Below are 15,087 nucleotides of genomic sequence, written 5' to 3'. Positions count from 1 at the left end.
GCCCCGGATCAGTCCGGCACTCGTCGCACCCGACCACTGGGAGGGGAAGTGGGAGCTGACGTAATCCGTGCTCTCACTCGACTTGATGTAGACGAATCGTGCCCCGTTGGACCACATCGCATTCCAGTCGACGGTCGGCTGCCAGCCGCTCACATCCATCCCGAGCGTTCCACCGACGCCGAGTGCTGCCTCCGGGCTGAGCGCATACGGGGAGACGGCCGGACCTTCCGCGGCTGCCACCGTCGATCCCATGGCGTGGTCGCCTGCGGCATTCATCTGTGCGAGCGAGGGATCGGCGTCCGCGCTCGACGGCGACGGAGCCGGCGCGGGCGTGGGCGCGGGCGCGGGCGTTGAGGATGCGGGCGGCGCCGATGGCTCCGGCGTGGGGGACGCGTCCGGCGCTGCGGCTGCAACCGGCGCCGTGCTCGTGGTGGCCGACGGGGTCGGAACCGATGGCGTCGCAGCCTGAGCCGGCGTCGCCTGCAGGAGCGACAAGACGAGCGCACCGGCTGCGAGGTAACCGATTCTCATGAGGGACATCCGCTTCTTTGTGAGGAGGTGAGGTGTCCGTCGGTCGGGTCCGTCGGAGTGCGAGTCGGGGAGGGTAGGGCTCGATCAGTCTAGGGTTCAGCGTGTCGGAGCGCACGACCCTCAGTGGGGTGACACGCGCGTTCTACTCGGCTTCGGGCGCGTCTGACGCCTGAGGCCTTTCCGCGGATGCGCTGGCCGCCGCGGGATTGTGGTGCCTTCGCACGCGATACTCGCGCACGGTGAGCACGACGATAAAGATGTCGAATGCGGTCAAAGCGACCAGGGCCCAGCTGAAGTGCACGATCAGCTCATACCCCTGGTAGCCGATGAAGGCGACGAGGAAGGCGATCAGCCACGGGTAGGCCCAGAGTCTGTTGCGGAGGACGGCGACGACCAGGACCACCTTCACGATCCCGTGGGCGAGGAGGTAGATCGCGCCGAAGAGGGTCGCCGAGACGCTCATGGTGCCGGTGTAGTGGACGAGCGCGTTCGCGATGGGGTCGTTGGGGTCCTCGCGCAGCTCGTGCCGGGTGAGCGCCCGCGTCACGGCGGCGATCTGGGCCGGTGTCACCACGAGGAGCGCTGCGCCGGCGATCAGCTCGACCGCTCCGTCCAGTCCTTTGAGCACGAGGCTGACGAAGAAGGTGCGATCCAGGAGGCTCCGGCGTGTCGCGCTCACCCCCTCCACGGTACGCGCGACCGGGGCGGGCGGTTCGACTATTGCGCATCATTATTAGCTATAGCTATACTTTCTTCATGTCTAACCTCATCCAAACGACGCGGCTCCGTCTCGGGGTGACGGGAGCAGAACTGGCGCTGCGAATGGGCATCACCCAGGGCGCGGTCTCTCAACTGGAACGGTCTGAGCGCGAGGGCACGATCAGACTGGAGACCTTGGAGCGGGCCCTCGCTTCCATGGGCCGGCGCGTCGGCTACGCCTCCGTGGAGGAGAGTCCGCTGGCCCGGTATGGCGCCGAAGCCGTCACCGACGACATCAACGCTGCACTGGACTCGGGAAGCGAGACGTTCGCTCTACGGGTACTCACGCGCGCCGTCCAAGTCATCACAGATCGCAGCGATGAGTTCTGCGAACAGAACCTTGCCCGGGAGTCGGTGATCAAGGACCGCAAGTGGGAGGCGCTCTTCGGGGCGCTGTACGGGCAGGCCCTTCCCGTGAAGGACAAGCCGACGTGGGCCACACCGAGACGACTTTCCCGGCCCTGGTATGTCTCGCAGTTCGAGCCTCTTCGCGAACGTGCGAAGACGAGCACTCCTCCCGAACTCAGGCGGCTCAACATCTTCGTCGACGAGCGATCCCTGAGCCGGGCATGACTCGGGTTCCCCGAGGTCAACTCGACGTTCAGAAGCTGCGTGACCTGCTTGACGAACTCGTTAGGCGCCTCCATCTCCGAGGGGTGAGCGGCAACATCCGTATCATCGGCGGAGCGGCGATGGCCCTGCGCTTTCCAGACGATCCATCGATCAGGGTGACCGCCGATATCGATGCGGTATACGAGCCGCGCCCTGAGGTGGATGAGGTCATCGCTGAGCTGGCCGCGGAACGAGGGCTCGAGGGGTCGACTGGATCAACGCGCGCGGCGCCTCCTGGCTACGCGTAGATCGTCCTTCCGGGGAAACAGAGGGTTTCGAAGTCATCCTGGCCTCTCCGGAGCAGCTGATCGCGATGAAGATGGCGGCCGCTCGTGAACAGGATCTCCACGACCTGCGCATCCTTGCCCGAAACCTCGGCATCGACGAGCCAGAGCGGCTGGTCGAGATCGCCTACGAAATCTACGGCGAGGATTCCGTGGAACTGTCCGATCCGCGCCAGTCGTACCTCTGGCTCGCCCAGGCGGTTCTACCGGCGGCTACGGCTTCGTCGGACGCCTGACCGGCCTGCGGCCAGCGACCGGGGCGGGCGGTGGGGTCCGGCTAGAGTTGGAGGGTTCCCAACAACCCTCAGATCCTAGGAGTGGACAGGTGGCCGACGGCTTCGAGCTCTTCACCGACCGTTCCGTTGTCGCGATGCGCGTCAACGGCGAGCTGAAGGACCTCGCGACCACCGTCACGACGACCGACCTGGTGGAGCCGGTGACCATCGATTCGCCGGAGGGCCTCAGCATCCTGCGCCACTCGACGGCCCACGTGCTGGCGCAGGCCGTGCAGTCCGTGAACCCGGAGGCGAAGCTCGGCATCGGTCCGCCCATCACGGACGGCTTCTACTACGACTTCGACGTCGTCGAGGCGTTCACTCCCGGGGACCTGAAGGCTCTCGAGAAGGAGATGTCCCGCATCGTCCGGGCGGGCCAGCGGTTCGTGCGCCGCGTCGTCACCGACGAGAAGGCCCGCGCCGAGCTCGCCGGCGAGCCGTACAAGCTCGAACTCATCGGGCTGAAGGGCGGAGCGCAGCACGGCGACACGGCAGCCTTCGACGAGAGCGAGTCGGTCGAGGTCGGCTCCGGTGAGCTGACCATCTACGACAACGTCGACCCGAAGTCGGGCGAGACGGTCTGGAAGGACCTCTGCCGCGGCCCGCACCTCCCGAACACCCGGATGATCGGCAACGGCTGGGCGCTCACCCGCGTGGCCGCGGCGTACTGGCGCGGCAACGAGAAGAACAAGCAGCTGCAGCGCGTCTACGGGACGGCGTGGCCCAGCAAGGACGAGTTGCGCGCCTACCAGACGCGGATGGAGGAGGCCGCCAAGCGCGACCACCGCAAGCTCGGCGCAGAGCTCGACCTGTTCAGCTTCCCGGAGGAGATCGGCTCCGGACTGGCGGTGTTCCATCCCAAGGGCGGGATCATCCGCAACGAGATCGAGAACTTCATGCGCGAACGGCTGATCGCGAACGACTACGAGCTGGTAAACACGCCGCACATCACGAAGGCGCACCTGTACGAGATCAGCCAGCACCTCAACTGGTACAAAGACGGGATGTTCCCGCCCATGCACCTCGACGAGGAGCGAGACGCGGACGGCAACATCACCAGGCAGGGGCAGGACTACTACCTCAAGCCGATGAACTGCCCGATGCACAACCTGATCTTCCGCGCGCGCGGCCGCAGCTATCGCGAGCTGCCGCTGCGGCTGGCCGAGTTCGGGACCGTGTACCGGTACGAGAAGTCGGGCACGCTGGCCGGGCTGACGCGCGTCCGCGGCCTCACCCAGGACGACGCGCACATCTACGTGACCGACGAGCAGATCAAGGACGAGGTCGCCCGCCAGCTGGAGTTCGTGCTCGAGACCCTGCGCGGCTACGGCCTCAGCGACTTCTACCTGGAGCTCTCCACGAAGGATCCGGACAAGTACGTCGGAAGCGACGAGAGCTGGGAGACCGCGACCGAGACGCTGCGCGAGGTCGCGATCGAATCCGGGCTCGAGCTCGTCGACGATCCGGGTGGGGCCGCGTTCTATGGGCCGAAGATCTCCGTGCAGGCCCGGGATGCGATCGGACGCACCTGGCAGCTCTCCACGGTCCAGCTGGACTTCAACCAGCCGGAACTGTTCGAGCTGGAGTACAACGCGGCCGACGGCACGCGGAAGCAGCCGGCGATGATCCACCGTGCCCTGCTCGGATCGATCGAGCGGTTCTTCGCCATCCTGCTGGAGCACTACGCGGGCGCCTTCCCGGTCTGGCTGTCGCCGGTCCAGGTGGTCGGCATCCCGGTGGCGGACCAGTACGCGCCGTTCCTCGACGACGTGATCTCGCGGCTCCGCGCCCGGGGCGTGCGGGCAGAGGTGGACCATTCGGACGATCGGATGCAGAAGAAGATCCGCACGCACACCAAGGCCAAAGTGCCTTTCCAGCTCATCGTCGGCGAGGAGGACGCGTCCGCCGGGACGGTCAGCTTCCGCTTCCGGGACGGCACCCAGCGCAACGGGGTGACCGTGGATGAGGCGATCGAGCGGATCGTGGAGAGCATCCGGTCGCACGAGCTGGTCGACACGGCATGGCACGACTGAACCTCGGGTCCTACGACGCGAGCCCCGGTGAGGGCGCGGACGACACCGCGCCCGCTGCCGGGGAGCCGGTGCGCGTGGACGACCCGTCGTACCTCGTCGGCGTGCCCGACGAGTTCCAGCGGTTGTGGACTCCTCACCGGATGGTGTACATCCAGAGCGGCGCCCAGCCCACGAAGGACGACTGCCCGTTCTGCGTCGCCCCCAGCCTGAGCGACGAGGAGGCGCTGATCGTCGCCCGTGGGACGCACGCCTACGCTCTGCTCAACCTGTTCCCGTACAACAGCGGGCACCTGCTGGTGTGCCCCTACCGCCATATCGCCCTGTACGACGAGGCCACGCCGGAAGAGGTCGCCGAGATCGGCAGCCTGACCCAGACGGCGATGCGCGTCATCCGCCAGGTGTCGAAGAACGACGGGTTCAACCTGGGGATGAATCAGGGCGTGATCGCGGGAGCCGGCGTCGCCGCGCACCTGCACCAGCACGTCGTCCCGCGCTGGGCGCAGGACGCGAACTTCCTGCCGATCATCGCGAAGACGAAGGCCCTGCCCCAGCTCCTCGGCGATGTCCGCGCGACGATCGCGGCCGCCTGGCCCAGCGAGTAGCTCCCCTCCGACATTCGTGACGAATCGTCGCTCTAGCGGGGTTGAGGGCGACATTCGTGACGAAACTCGCACGGGATGCGCGGGTCAGGTCCCGGGCGCGCTCGCGTCGCTCAGGTCGTCGACGAGGCGGCCGGCCTCCTCGTCGCTCAGATCGTGCACGGTGAGCCGCAGGTGATGGGACCGTGCGGGCTGCTCGCCCAGCAGGAACTCGTCACCGGTGCGCGCCAGCCAGCCGCGCCGCATCAGGCGATCGGCGACGATCCGCGCCTCCACGGGCAGCTCGAGCCAGAGGTTGAGTCCGTCCCGGGCCTCGGCGGGGAGTCCGCGCTCGGCCAGCCGCGCGGCGAAGGCGGCGTTCCGCGCGGCGTAGTGCCGCCCGGCTTCGGCGATGGTCCGGAGCGCCGTCTCGTCCGTCAGCTGGGCGAGCACGAGCCGCTGCAGGATGTGGCTGACCCACGTGGTCCCCGGGCTGAGGCGGAAGGAGAGGCGCTCGGCCGTCTCCGGGTCCGTCGCTGCGACCGCGAGGCACATGTCCGGCCCGAGGAACTTGGACACCGAGCGCACCAGGGCGAAACGGAGGTGCCCCGGCCCGATCAGCGACTCGTAGGGGCGCTGGGACAGCATCGAGAAGTGGTCGTCCTCGATGACGAGCACGTACGGGTGGTCGGCGAGCAGCCCGCGCAACTCGGCGGCGCGGCCGGGGGAGAGGGTCGCGCCCGTCGGGTTCTGCGCTCTCGGCGTGCAGATGATCGCGCGGACTCCGGCCTCCAGCGCTGCGCGGAGGCCGGCGACGGTCATCCCTTCCGCGTCGACCGGCACCGGGACGGCTCGGTAGCCGCCGAGCCGGACCGTGTGGATGCTGGAGAGGAAGCACGGATCCTCGAGTGCCACGGCGTCGTCCCGCAAGAGTGCCTGGGCGAGCAGCCGCTCGACAGCATCCACTGCGCCGTTCGTGATGGTGATCCGCACGGGCTGATCGGGCAGGTCGTCGCGCACCCAGTCCCGTGCGCGCTCCTCGAGGGCCGGGTCGACGACGGGCTCGCCGTAGAGCACCGGACGGCCGATCGCGCCGGCCAGCGCAGCGGACGGGTCGGGGATGCGGCGGGGGTCGGGGTTGCCCGTCCCGATGTCGCGCAGCACGCTGCCGGCGGCATAGCCCTCCTGGGCGACTGCTTCCAGTCCGGCGATCACGGTCCCGGCGCGCCCGCGGGCGGTGACGACGCCGGCCTGAGCCAGCAGGCGGTAGGCGGCCACGGCGGTGTTCCGGTTGACCCGCAGCAGCTCGGCCAGCTCGCGCACCGGGGGAAGGGCGTCGCCGCGGCGCAGTGCCCCGCGCTCGTGCAGCGCGCGCACGCTGGCAGCGATCTCCGACGCCGTCGTACCCGTTATGCCGTGCTCGTCCATGTCGCTCCCCGGGAGGCTCACGCGAGCGCTCCGTTGGCGAGTCTAGCGACGCGCGCGGGGATGCTATCGTTCGGCATAGGCCAAAAGAATCTTTGTGTGCACGAGAGGGCGATGATGACAGACAACGAACAGGGCACCTTCACGGGATCGAGCCGTGTGAAGCGCGGGCTCGCCGAGATGCTGAAGGGCGGCGTCATCATGGATGTCGTCACTCCCCAGCAGGCCCGCATCGCAGAGGATGCCGGAGCCGTCGCGGTGATGGCGCTCGAGCGCGTGCCCGCCGACATCCGTTCGCAGGGCGGCGTCGCTCGGATGAGCGACCCGGACCTCATCGAGGCGATCATCAGCGAGGTGTCCATCCCGGTCATGGCGAAGGCGCGCATCGGCCACTTCGTGGAGGCCCAGGTGCTGCAGGCGCTCGACGTCGACTACATCGACGAGTCCGAGGTGCTCTCGCCCGCCGACTACGTCAACCACATCGACAAGTGGCGGTTCACCGTCCCGTTCGTGTGCGGTGCCACCAACCTGGGCGAGGCGCTTCGTCGCATCAACGAGGGTGCGGCGATGATCCGCTCCAAGGGCGAGGCGGGCACCGGCGACGTCTCCGAGGCGACCAAGCACATCCGCAAGATCACTTCTGAGATCAACGCCCTGACGTCGATGACCAAGGACGAGCTGTATGTCGCGGCCAAGGAGCTGCAGGCGCCCTACGAACTGGTGCGCGAGATCGCCGAGACCGGCAAGCTGCCGGTCGTGCTGTTCACCGCGGGCGGCGTGGCCACCCCGGCGGACGCTGCAATGATGATGCAGCTCGGCGCGGACGGCGTGTTCGTCGGCTCCGGCATCTTCAAGTCCGGCAACCCGGAGCAGCGCGCGGCGGCGATCGTCAAGGCGACCACCTTCTACGACGACCCCACGGTCATCGCCGAGGTCTCCCGTGGCCTCGGGGAGGCCATGGTCGGCATCAACGTCACCGATCTGCCTGCGCCGCACCGCCTCGCCGAGCGTGGCTGGTAAGTGCTGACCGAGGAGCGTGGCCCGAAGGTCGGCGTCCTCGCCCTGCAGGGCGACTTCCGCGAGCACATCGCGGTCCTGCGGGGCCTGGGCGCCGACGCCGTGCCTGTGCGGCGGCCGGAGGAGCTGGAGGAGATCGGCGGCCTGGTCATCCCCGGCGGCGAGTCGAGCGTGATGGACAAGCTGTCCCGCGCCTTCGGGCTCGCCGAGCCGCTGCGCGACGCGATCGCCGGGGGACTCCCGGTGTACGGGACGTGCGCTGGGCTGATCATGCTGGCCGACCGCATCCTCGACGGCATCGCCGGTCAGCAGACCCTCGGCGGACTGGATGTCGCGGTGCGCCGCAACGCGTTCGGCTCGCAGGTGGACTCCTTCGAGACGGACCTCGACATTCCGGCGCTCGGGGACGAGCCGATGCACGCGGTCTTCATCCGGGCGCCCATCGTGGAGAGCGTCGGCGAGAAGGCGACGGCACTCGCCCGGGTGGACGACGGACGCGTGGTCGCCGTGGAGCAGGGCAACCTCGTCGGCACCTCGTTCCATCCCGAGATCACCGGGGACACGCGCTTCCACAAGTACTTTCTGCAGAGGGTCCGGGACGTCGCTCGCGTACAATAGACGAGTTTTCAGACGTAAGACGAGGGAGCACCAGTGTCCGGGCATTCCAAGTGGGCAACGACCAAGCACAAGAAGGCCGTCATCGACGCCCGCCGAGCGAAGTCCTTCGCCAAGCTGATCAAGAACATCGAGGTCGCGGCGAAGACGGGCGGCGCCGACATGTCCGGCAACCCGACCCTCGTGGATGCGGTCCAGAAGGCCAAGAAGACCTCGGTCCCCAACGACAACATCGACCGTGCCATCAAGCGCGGCGCCGGTCTCACCGGCGAGTCGATCGACTACATCACGATCATGTACGAGGGCTACGGCCCTGGCGGCGTCGCCCTCCTGATCGAGTGCCTCACCGAGAACCGGAACCGCGCGGCCGCCGAGGTGCGCACGGCGATGACCCGCAACGGCGGCACGATGGCCGACCCGGGCAGCGTCGCGTACAACTTCCACCGCAAGGGTGTCATCGTCGTCCCGCACGCCGACGGTGTGGATGAGGACAGCGTCCTCGCCGCCGTGCTCGAGGCGGGCGCCGAGGAGGTCACCGATCGCGGCGAGAGCTTCGAGGTGGTGACGGAGGCATCCGATCTGGTCGGAGCGCGTACCGCCCTCCAGGAGGCCGGCATCGACTACGACTCGGCGGACGCGGAGTTCGTCGCGACGGTCAACGTCGAGGCCGACGCCGAGGTCGCACGCAAGGTCTTCCGGCTCATCGACGCCCTCGAGGACTCTGACGACGTGCAGAACGTCTACACGAACCTCGACATCAGCCCCGAGGTGCAGGCGCAGCTCGACGATGACGACGAGTAGTGCCGACGCGTAGGCCGAGCCGATGACGATCCGGGTGCTCGGCATCGACCCGGGTCTCACGCGCTGCGGCGTCGGGATCGTCGACGTGCGTCCCGACCGCAAAGCGACGCTCGTGGCCGTGACGGTCATCCGCACGCCGCCGGCGATGCCGCTCGAGGAGCGGCTCCTCGCCGTGGGCAACGGGATCGAACAGCTCCTCGACGAGCACCGTCCCGCAGTGGTGGCGATCGAGCGGGTGTTCGCGCAGCACAACCTCCGCACGGTGATGGGCACCGCGCAGGTCAGCGGCGTCGCGCTCCATTCAGCGGCGAAGCGCGGACTGCCGGTCGCCCTTCACACTCCCAGCGAGGTCAAGGCGGCGATCACGGGATACGGATCCGCCGACAAGAGGCAGGTGCAGGCCATGGTGGCGCGCATCCTCGGGCTCGCCGAGGTGCCGAAGCCGGCGGATGCAGCGGATGCGCTCGCGATCGCCATCTGCCATGCCTGGCGTGGCGGCCCGGTTGCACCGGACACCGGGGGAGGGACGGGTACGGCCCTCACCCCCGCGCAACAGGCGTGGCGCGCCGCGGAGCGCTCCGGCCGGACGTCGGGGGCTCCCCGTAGGCTGGCACGGTGATCTCCTCCCTCCGCGGCACCGTGCTCTCTGCGAGCGGCGGCACCGCCGTCATCGAGGTGGGCGGCGTCGGCTTCGCCGTGCAGCTGACGCCCGATCACGTCCTGTCGCTGCGGGTCGGAGAGGAGGCGTTCATCCATACCTCTCTGATCGTCCGTGAGGATGCGCTGCAGCTCTTCGGGTTCGCCGACCGGGAGCAGCTGGAGGTGTTCGAACTGCTCAACGGCGTCTCGGGCGTCGGGCCGAAATCCGCGATCGGCGTGCTGTCCGTGCTCTCGCCGGACGAGATCGCCGAGGCCGTGTCGGCGGACGACGACGCCCCCTTCCGGAAGGTATCCGGAATCGGGCCGAAGACCGCGAAGCTGATCGTCCTCTCGCTGACCGGCAAAATCGCGGTGATCCGACGTCCTGCACGTGCGACGAAGGCCGCCGCTGCGCCCTCGTCCGTGTCCGACAGCGTGCTCGTCGCGCTTATGGGGCTGGGCTGGCCCGAGAAGGTGGCGGCCGAGGCGGTCACCGAGGTCGTCGCCGACACCGACGAGGCGCAGCGCGACAGCGTCCAGACGCTCCTCCGACTCACCCTCGGCCGGCTCGGACCGGCGGCGCGACGATGACGGACGACCTGACGGCGCCCGAGCTCGAATCGGAGTCGGAACTCGCTTTCGAAGGCGCGCTGCGCCCGCGGAGCCTCGCCGAGTTCGTCGGCCAGGCGAAAGTCCGCGGGCAGTTGCAGCTGCTCCTCACGGCGGCGCGGATGCAGGAACGGACGCCCGACCACATCCTCCTCGCCGGCCCTCCCGGCCTCGGGAAGACGACCTTGGCGATGATCGTGGCGCACGAGAGCGGCCGTCCGCTGCGGCTCTCCAGCGGCCCCGCCATCCAGCACGCCGGCGATCTGGCCGCGCTACTGTCCTCGCTCACTCCCGGCGAAGTGCTCTTCATCGACGAGATCCACCGCATGGCGCGGTCGGCGGAGGAGATGCTGTACCTCGCGATGGAGGACTTCCGCATCGACATCATGGTCGGCAAGGGCGCCGGCGCCACGTCCATCCCGCTCGACCTGGCGCCGTTCACGCTGGTCGGCGCGACGACCCGCTCCGGCCTCCTGCCGAATCCGCTGCGCGACCGGTTCGGGTTCACGGCCCACCTGGAGTTCTACGACGAGGCGGAGCTCGCTCAAGTGCTCTCGCGGGCCGCCACGATGCTGGAGTTCGAGGTCGACCGGGAGGCGCTGGCCGAGATCGCCGGGCGCTGCCGGGGGACGCCGCGCATCGCGAATCGGCTGCTGCGCCGGGTGCGCGACTACGCTCTCGTGCACGGGGGACGTGCGGATGTGGCTGCCGTGCGCGCCGCGCTCGAGCTCTACGATGTCGATCCGCTGGGTCTTGACCGTCTCGACCGGGCCGTGCTGCACATCCTGCTGGAGCGATTCGAGGGCGGTCCGGTCGGACTCAACACCCTCGCCGTGTCCGTCGGTGAGGAGGCGGAGACGATCGAATCGGTCGTCGAGCCGTTCCTGGTGCGGATCGGGCTGCTCTCACGCACGCCCCGTGGCCGCGTGGCGACCGCTGCCGCCTGGCGTCACCTCGGGATGCCCAGCCCGCGGCGGGAATCCTCACAGGCTCCGACACTGATCGATGACATATAATCCAAGCTGGCCGTTCGGCCAACCCCCTTGCCCCCCATTGAAAGGCTCGGCAACTTAATGGATCCGTTGACCATCCTCATGGTCGTCATTCTGGCGGCCCTGGTCTTCTTCATGTGGCGCAACAGCCGTAAGCGGCGCCACGATCAGGAGCAGACGCGCTCGAAGATGGTGCCCGGAGCCGAGGTCATGACCAACTTCGGTCTGTACGGCACGCTCGTCTCGGTGAACGAGGACGACAACACGGCCGTCATCGAGACGAGCCCTGGCCACGTCGTGAAGGTGCACCGCCAGGTGCTCGCTCGCGTTGTCGAGCCGACCCCCACCGAGCCCGTCGCCGACGACGATGCCGAAACCCCCGGCATCGAGCTGAACGAGGACCACGCGATCAGCGCCGAGGACACAGACGCGACCCAGCCGGAGTACGGCGAGCGGCTCGATGACACGTCGAAGAAGCCCGGCTCGAAGAGCGACGACTAAAACATTCCCTGTGTTCCCGCGCCTCCGAGGCGCGGGAACGCTCGTAGAAAGCTGAGTTCCTGGTGGCAAAGTCGACCCCGGTCAAAAAAGCCTGGCGTTCGCTGAGTTGGCTCGGCGTCATCGTGGTAGTGCTCCTGGGCACCCTCACGGCCGGCGTCCTCCTCAGTAACGCCACCTGGTTGCCCAAACTCGCCCTCGACCTCGAGGGCGGCACGCAGATCATCCTCTCGCCGCAGGTGCAGAACGGTCAGTCCGTGCAGCAGGAGCAGCTGGATCAGGCCGTCTCGATCATCCGCCAGCGCATCGACGCGTCCGGCGTCTCCGAGGCGCAGATCTCCACCGAGGGCTCGCGCAACATCGTGGTGTCGCTGCCCGGCAAGCCGGATCAGGCGACGCTCGACCGGGTGAAGTCGAGCGCACGCCTCGACTTCCGCCCCGTGCTCGTCGCCGGCGGACCGACCAACGAGGTCGTCGGAGCGGACGGTAAGTCGACGCCCGCCCCGACGCCGGCGCCGGGACTCCAGTCCACGCCGTCGAGCAAGCCGACGAACGGCAGCGACCTCGCGTGGATCACCCCCAAGCTGCAGGCGGAGTTCAACGCCTACGACTGCAAGGCGAACGCCAAGAAGGCCACCAGCGCCGCGCCCACGGATCAGCCGCTCATCACCTGTGACGACCAGAACACGGTCAAGTACCTGCTCGGCCCGGTCGAGGTCAAGGGTCAGGACATCTCGGACGCCAACGCGGGCCTCGTGCAGAGCTCGCAGGGCGTCACCACCGGCCAGTGGGCCGTCAACATCGTGTTCAACGGCGCGGGGACCAAGGCGTTCGCCGACGTCACCACGCGGCTCGTGGCCCTCAAGGACGCACAGAACCAGTTCGCGATCGTCCTCGACGGCAAGGTCATCTCGGCTCCGACGACGCAGGCGGCCATCACGGACGGCAAGCCGCAGATCACCGGAAACTTCACCGAGACCACGGCGAAGGCGCTCGCGGACCAGCTCAAGTTCGGCGCCCTCCCGTTCAGCTTCAAGGTGCAGAGCCAGGACACGATCTCGGCGACGCTCGGAACCTCGCAGCTGCTCAGCGGTCTGATCGCCGGCCTGATCGGCCTGATCCTGGTCGCCATCTACACGTTCTTCCAGTACCGCCTGCTCGGTCTCGTCACGATCTTCTCCCTCGTCGTGGCGGGTGCGCTGTCCTGGCTCACGATCTCGCTGCTCTCGTGGCACTACGACTACCGGTTGTCCCTCGCTGGCGTCGCGGGCTTGATCGTCGCGATCGGCTTCACGGCGGACTCGTTCATCGTGTACTTCGAGCGCATCCGAGACGAGTTGCGCGACGGACGCGGGCTGGAGTCCGCCGTCGAGGCCGGCTGGGCGCGTGCACGGCGCACGATCTACGCGTCGAAGGCCACCAACCTCCTCGCGGCGGTCGTGCTGTACGTCCTCGCCGCCGCCAACGTCCGCGGCTTCGCGTTCACGCTGGGGCTGACCACCATCATCGACGTGATCGTCGTACTCCTCTTCACCCACCCGACGCTTCAGCTGCTGGCACGGACCCGGTTCTTCAGCTCCGGGCACACGATGTCCGGTCTCGACCCGCAGGCGCTCGGCGCCGTCTACCGCGGCGCGGCACGCTTCCGCGCGCCGACGGCGACGGTCGGCGTCGGCACCGCTGCACGCAGCAGCAAGGAGGCGGCTCGCCGCCAGACGATCGCCGAGCGCAAGGCGGCAGAGCTCGCCGGCGCGACGGTGTCCTCGGATCGCTCGACCGAGGGGAAGGACTCCTGATGGCCAGCCGTCTTGTGAAATTCGGTAACGACCTCTACACCGGGGCGCACTCGATCGACTTCGTCGGCCGGCGGAAGATCTGGTACGCCATCGCTGCGGTGATGGTGGTGCTCTCGATCCTGGTCCCGGTGCTGAGAGGTGGATTCAACTTCTCGATCGAGTTCCGCGGTGGATCGCAGTTCCAGATCAGCGACGTGCAGAGCACGGATACGACGAAGGCGCAGGGCGCTGTCACGAGTGTCGTGCCGAATGCCGTCTCCCACGTGAGCGTCGTCGGAGCGAACGCGGTGCGGGTCCAGACGGACCAGCTCTCGGAGTCGCAGACCCACGACGTGTCCGATGCGCTGGCCAAGGCGTACGGGGTGAACTCGTCGGAGGTGTCTGCGACGTTCATCGGCCCATCCTGGGGTGCGGACGTGACGCAGCAGTCCATTCAGGGTCTCATCGTGTTCCTCTTGCTGGCGTTCATCGCCATGGCGCTGTACTTCCGCACCTGGAAGATGTCGGCTGCGGCGATCGTCTCGCTGTTCCACGACCTGATCATCACGGCGGGCGTCTACGCGCTCGTCGGATTCGAGGTCTCGCCGGCGACGATGATCGGCTTCCTGACCATCCTCGGCTACTCGCTGTACGACACCGTCGTGGTGTTCGACAAGATCCGCGAGAACACCAAGGAGGAGCTGGAGCTCACGCGGCGGACGTTCCCCGAAGCCGTCAACCTGGCGGTGAATCAGACGCTCGTGCGCTCCATCAACACCGCGGTCGTCGCGGTGCTGCCGGTCGCGTCCATTCTCTTCATCGGCGCCTACGCCCTTGGCGCAGCCACGCTCCGCGACATCTCGCTCGCGCTCCTCATCGGCATCGTCGTCGGCACCTACTCGACCATCTTCCTGGCGGCGCCGATGTACTCGCAGTTCCGCGAGAAGGAGCCGGCCATCCGTAAGCACGACATCAAGGTGCTCTCCATCCGGCCGCGGGCCGCTGTGAAGAGCGACGCGGTCGTCGCCGCCTCGGAGTAGACACGCATGTCGGACACCTCCGCTCAGCCACGGTTCCTGCCGGACGACGAGGTGTCCGTCTCGCGTGCCCGGGAGCTGGTCGACGCCGGCGAGGCCTGGCTGCTCGATGTGCGTGAGAATCACGAATGGGAGGCGGGCCATGCGCCTGCTGCCCATCACATCCCTCTCGGTGAGCTGGGCGCTCGTCAGCACGAGCTGCCGGAGGATCGCCAGCTGCTGGTGGTCTGCCTCGTCGGGGGCCGGTCGCGGATGGTCGCCCAAGCGCTGATCGAGGCGAACTATCCTGCCGCCAACGTCGCGGGCGGGATGGCAGCCTGGCAGGCCGACGGGGGCCCGGTGGTCCGCGACGACGGTACGCCAGGAGCGATCGTCTAGGCCGACCGCGTCCACCGTGAAAGAACGGTGTGCGGGAGCGGCCATAATAGACGTCAGGAGGCGCGCGCGAATGGTTGACACAACGACATCGCAGACCGCTTCGCTGCGCCGCCTGGTGCCCCGGATCTTTTCGCGGGCTCAGCCCTCCGGGGCCGTCGACACACTGATTCGCACGGTGCGGATGCACCACCCGAAGGCCGACCTGTCGCTCATCGAGCGCGCGTATTCC

General features: G+C 68.2%; 18 protein-coding genes. 15 read left to right on the top strand and 3 right to left on the bottom strand.

Features of this window, described 5'->3' with window-relative positions; all coding sequences use genetic code 11:
- On the bottom strand, positions 1–240 hold a 240-nt coding region (locus ACPYOG_RS15440), incomplete at its 3' end, for a GH25 family lysozyme (protein WP_481295060.1).
- A gap of 10 nt (positions 241–250) precedes the next feature.
- Here ACPYOG_RS15440 and ACPYOG_RS15435 point away from each other — a divergent pair.
- Positions 251–469 carry a hypothetical protein gene (locus ACPYOG_RS15435; protein ID WP_481295059.1) on the top strand — a complete coding sequence of 73 codons (219 nt, stop codon included), beginning with the start codon at positions 251–253 and terminating at the stop codon, positions 467–469.
- 204 nt (positions 470–673) lie between these two features.
- On the opposite strand, the gene ACPYOG_RS15430 is transcribed toward ACPYOG_RS15435, so the two are convergent.
- Positions 674–1,210: a DUF2127 domain-containing protein gene (locus tag ACPYOG_RS15430; RefSeq protein WP_481295058.1), complete on the bottom strand. Its 537-nt coding sequence runs from the start codon at positions 1,208–1,210 to the stop codon at positions 674–676.
- A gap of 77 nt (positions 1,211–1,287) precedes the next feature.
- On the opposite strand from ACPYOG_RS15430, the gene ACPYOG_RS15425 reads away from it, so the two are divergent.
- The 4 genes from ACPYOG_RS15425 (at position 1,288) to ACPYOG_RS15410 (ending at position 5,096) form a co-directional block, all read left to right on the top strand.
- Positions 1,288–1,863 (top strand): helix-turn-helix domain-containing protein, encoded by a 576-nt coding sequence (locus tag ACPYOG_RS15425; RefSeq protein WP_481295057.1) that lies wholly within the window; start codon positions 1,288–1,290, stop codon positions 1,861–1,863.
- A gap of 352 nt (positions 1,864–2,215) precedes the next feature.
- Positions 2,216–2,422, top strand: a complete 207-nt coding sequence (locus ACPYOG_RS15420; protein ID WP_481295056.1) for a hypothetical protein — start codon at positions 2,216–2,218, stop codon at positions 2,420–2,422.
- 89 nt (positions 2,423–2,511) lie between these two features.
- On the top strand, positions 2,512–4,494 hold the full coding sequence (gene thrS / locus ACPYOG_RS15415; RefSeq protein WP_481295055.1) for a threonine--tRNA ligase: 1,983 nt from the start codon (positions 2,512–2,514) through the stop codon (positions 4,492–4,494).
- Positions 4,482–5,096, top strand: a complete 615-nt coding sequence (locus tag ACPYOG_RS15410) for an HIT family protein (RefSeq protein ID WP_481295054.1) — start codon at positions 4,482–4,484, stop codon at positions 5,094–5,096. The genes thrS and ACPYOG_RS15410 overlap by 13 nt, the downstream gene beginning before the upstream one ends.
- Before the next feature lie 84 nt (positions 5,097–5,180).
- Here the strand turns inward: ACPYOG_RS15410 and ACPYOG_RS15405 are convergent, their stop codons facing one another.
- The gene (locus ACPYOG_RS15405; RefSeq protein ID WP_481295063.1) at positions 5,181–6,500 is read right to left on the bottom strand and encodes an aminotransferase class I/II-fold pyridoxal phosphate-dependent enzyme; all 1,320 of its coding nucleotides are present in this window, start codon (positions 6,498–6,500) and stop codon (positions 5,181–5,183) included.
- 111 nt (positions 6,501–6,611) lie between these two features.
- Between ACPYOG_RS15405 and pdxS the strand changes: the two genes are divergently transcribed.
- From pdxS to ACPYOG_RS15355, 10 genes are all read left to right on the top strand, one after another.
- Complete coding sequence (pdxS, locus tag ACPYOG_RS15400) at positions 6,612–7,517, top strand: pyridoxal 5'-phosphate synthase lyase subunit PdxS (protein WP_481295053.1); 906 nt, start codon at positions 6,612–6,614, stop codon at positions 7,515–7,517.
- Positions 7,518–7,520: 3 nt separating this feature from the next.
- The gene (gene pdxT / locus ACPYOG_RS15395; protein ID WP_481295062.1) at positions 7,521–8,132 is read left to right on the top strand and encodes a pyridoxal 5'-phosphate synthase glutaminase subunit PdxT; all 612 of its coding nucleotides are present in this window, start codon (positions 7,521–7,523) and stop codon (positions 8,130–8,132) included.
- A 33-nt stretch (positions 8,133–8,165) separates the two neighbouring features.
- Complete coding sequence (locus ACPYOG_RS15390) at positions 8,166–8,930, top strand: YebC/PmpR family DNA-binding transcriptional regulator (RefSeq protein ID WP_090037875.1); 765 nt, start codon at positions 8,166–8,168, stop codon at positions 8,928–8,930.
- Positions 8,931–8,958: 28 nt separating this feature from the next.
- Complete coding sequence (ruvC, locus tag ACPYOG_RS15385) at positions 8,959–9,549, top strand: crossover junction endodeoxyribonuclease RuvC (protein WP_481295061.1); 591 nt, start codon at positions 8,959–8,961, stop codon at positions 9,547–9,549.
- Positions 9,546–10,160, top strand: a complete 615-nt coding sequence (gene ruvA / locus ACPYOG_RS15380) for a Holliday junction branch migration protein RuvA (RefSeq protein ID WP_481295052.1) — start codon at positions 9,546–9,548, stop codon at positions 10,158–10,160. Before ruvC ends, ruvA begins: the two co-directional genes overlap by 4 nt.
- The gene (gene ruvB, locus ACPYOG_RS15375) at positions 10,157–11,194 is read left to right on the top strand and encodes a Holliday junction branch migration DNA helicase RuvB (protein ID WP_481295051.1); all 1,038 of its coding nucleotides are present in this window, start codon (positions 10,157–10,159) and stop codon (positions 11,192–11,194) included. Before ruvA ends, ruvB begins: the two co-directional genes overlap by 4 nt.
- A 57-nt stretch (positions 11,195–11,251) precedes the next feature.
- Positions 11,252–11,671 (top strand): preprotein translocase subunit YajC, encoded by a 420-nt coding sequence (gene yajC / locus ACPYOG_RS15370; RefSeq protein ID WP_481295050.1) that lies wholly within the window; start codon positions 11,252–11,254, stop codon positions 11,669–11,671.
- 62 nt (positions 11,672–11,733) lie between these two features.
- Complete coding sequence (gene secD / locus ACPYOG_RS15365; RefSeq protein ID WP_481295049.1) at positions 11,734–13,464, top strand: protein translocase subunit SecD; 1,731 nt, start codon at positions 11,734–11,736, stop codon at positions 13,462–13,464.
- Positions 13,464–14,483 carry a protein translocase subunit SecF gene (gene secF, locus ACPYOG_RS15360; RefSeq protein ID WP_481295048.1) on the top strand — a complete coding sequence of 340 codons (1,020 nt, stop codon included), beginning with the start codon at positions 13,464–13,466 and terminating at the stop codon, positions 14,481–14,483. Before secD ends, secF begins: the two co-directional genes overlap by 1 nt.
- Positions 14,484–14,489: 6 nt before the next feature.
- A complete protein-coding gene (locus ACPYOG_RS15355) occupies positions 14,490–14,858 on the top strand; it encodes a rhodanese-like domain-containing protein (RefSeq protein ID WP_481295047.1) in 369 nt (122 codons plus the stop codon).
- The last annotated feature ends 229 nt before the right edge of the window (positions 14,859–15,087 follow it).

Source organism: Leifsonia sp. HAY1-4F (assembly GCF_056755275.1).
Note: the sequence above shows the minus strand (reverse complement) of the source record. Positions and strands in the feature narration are given on the sequence as shown.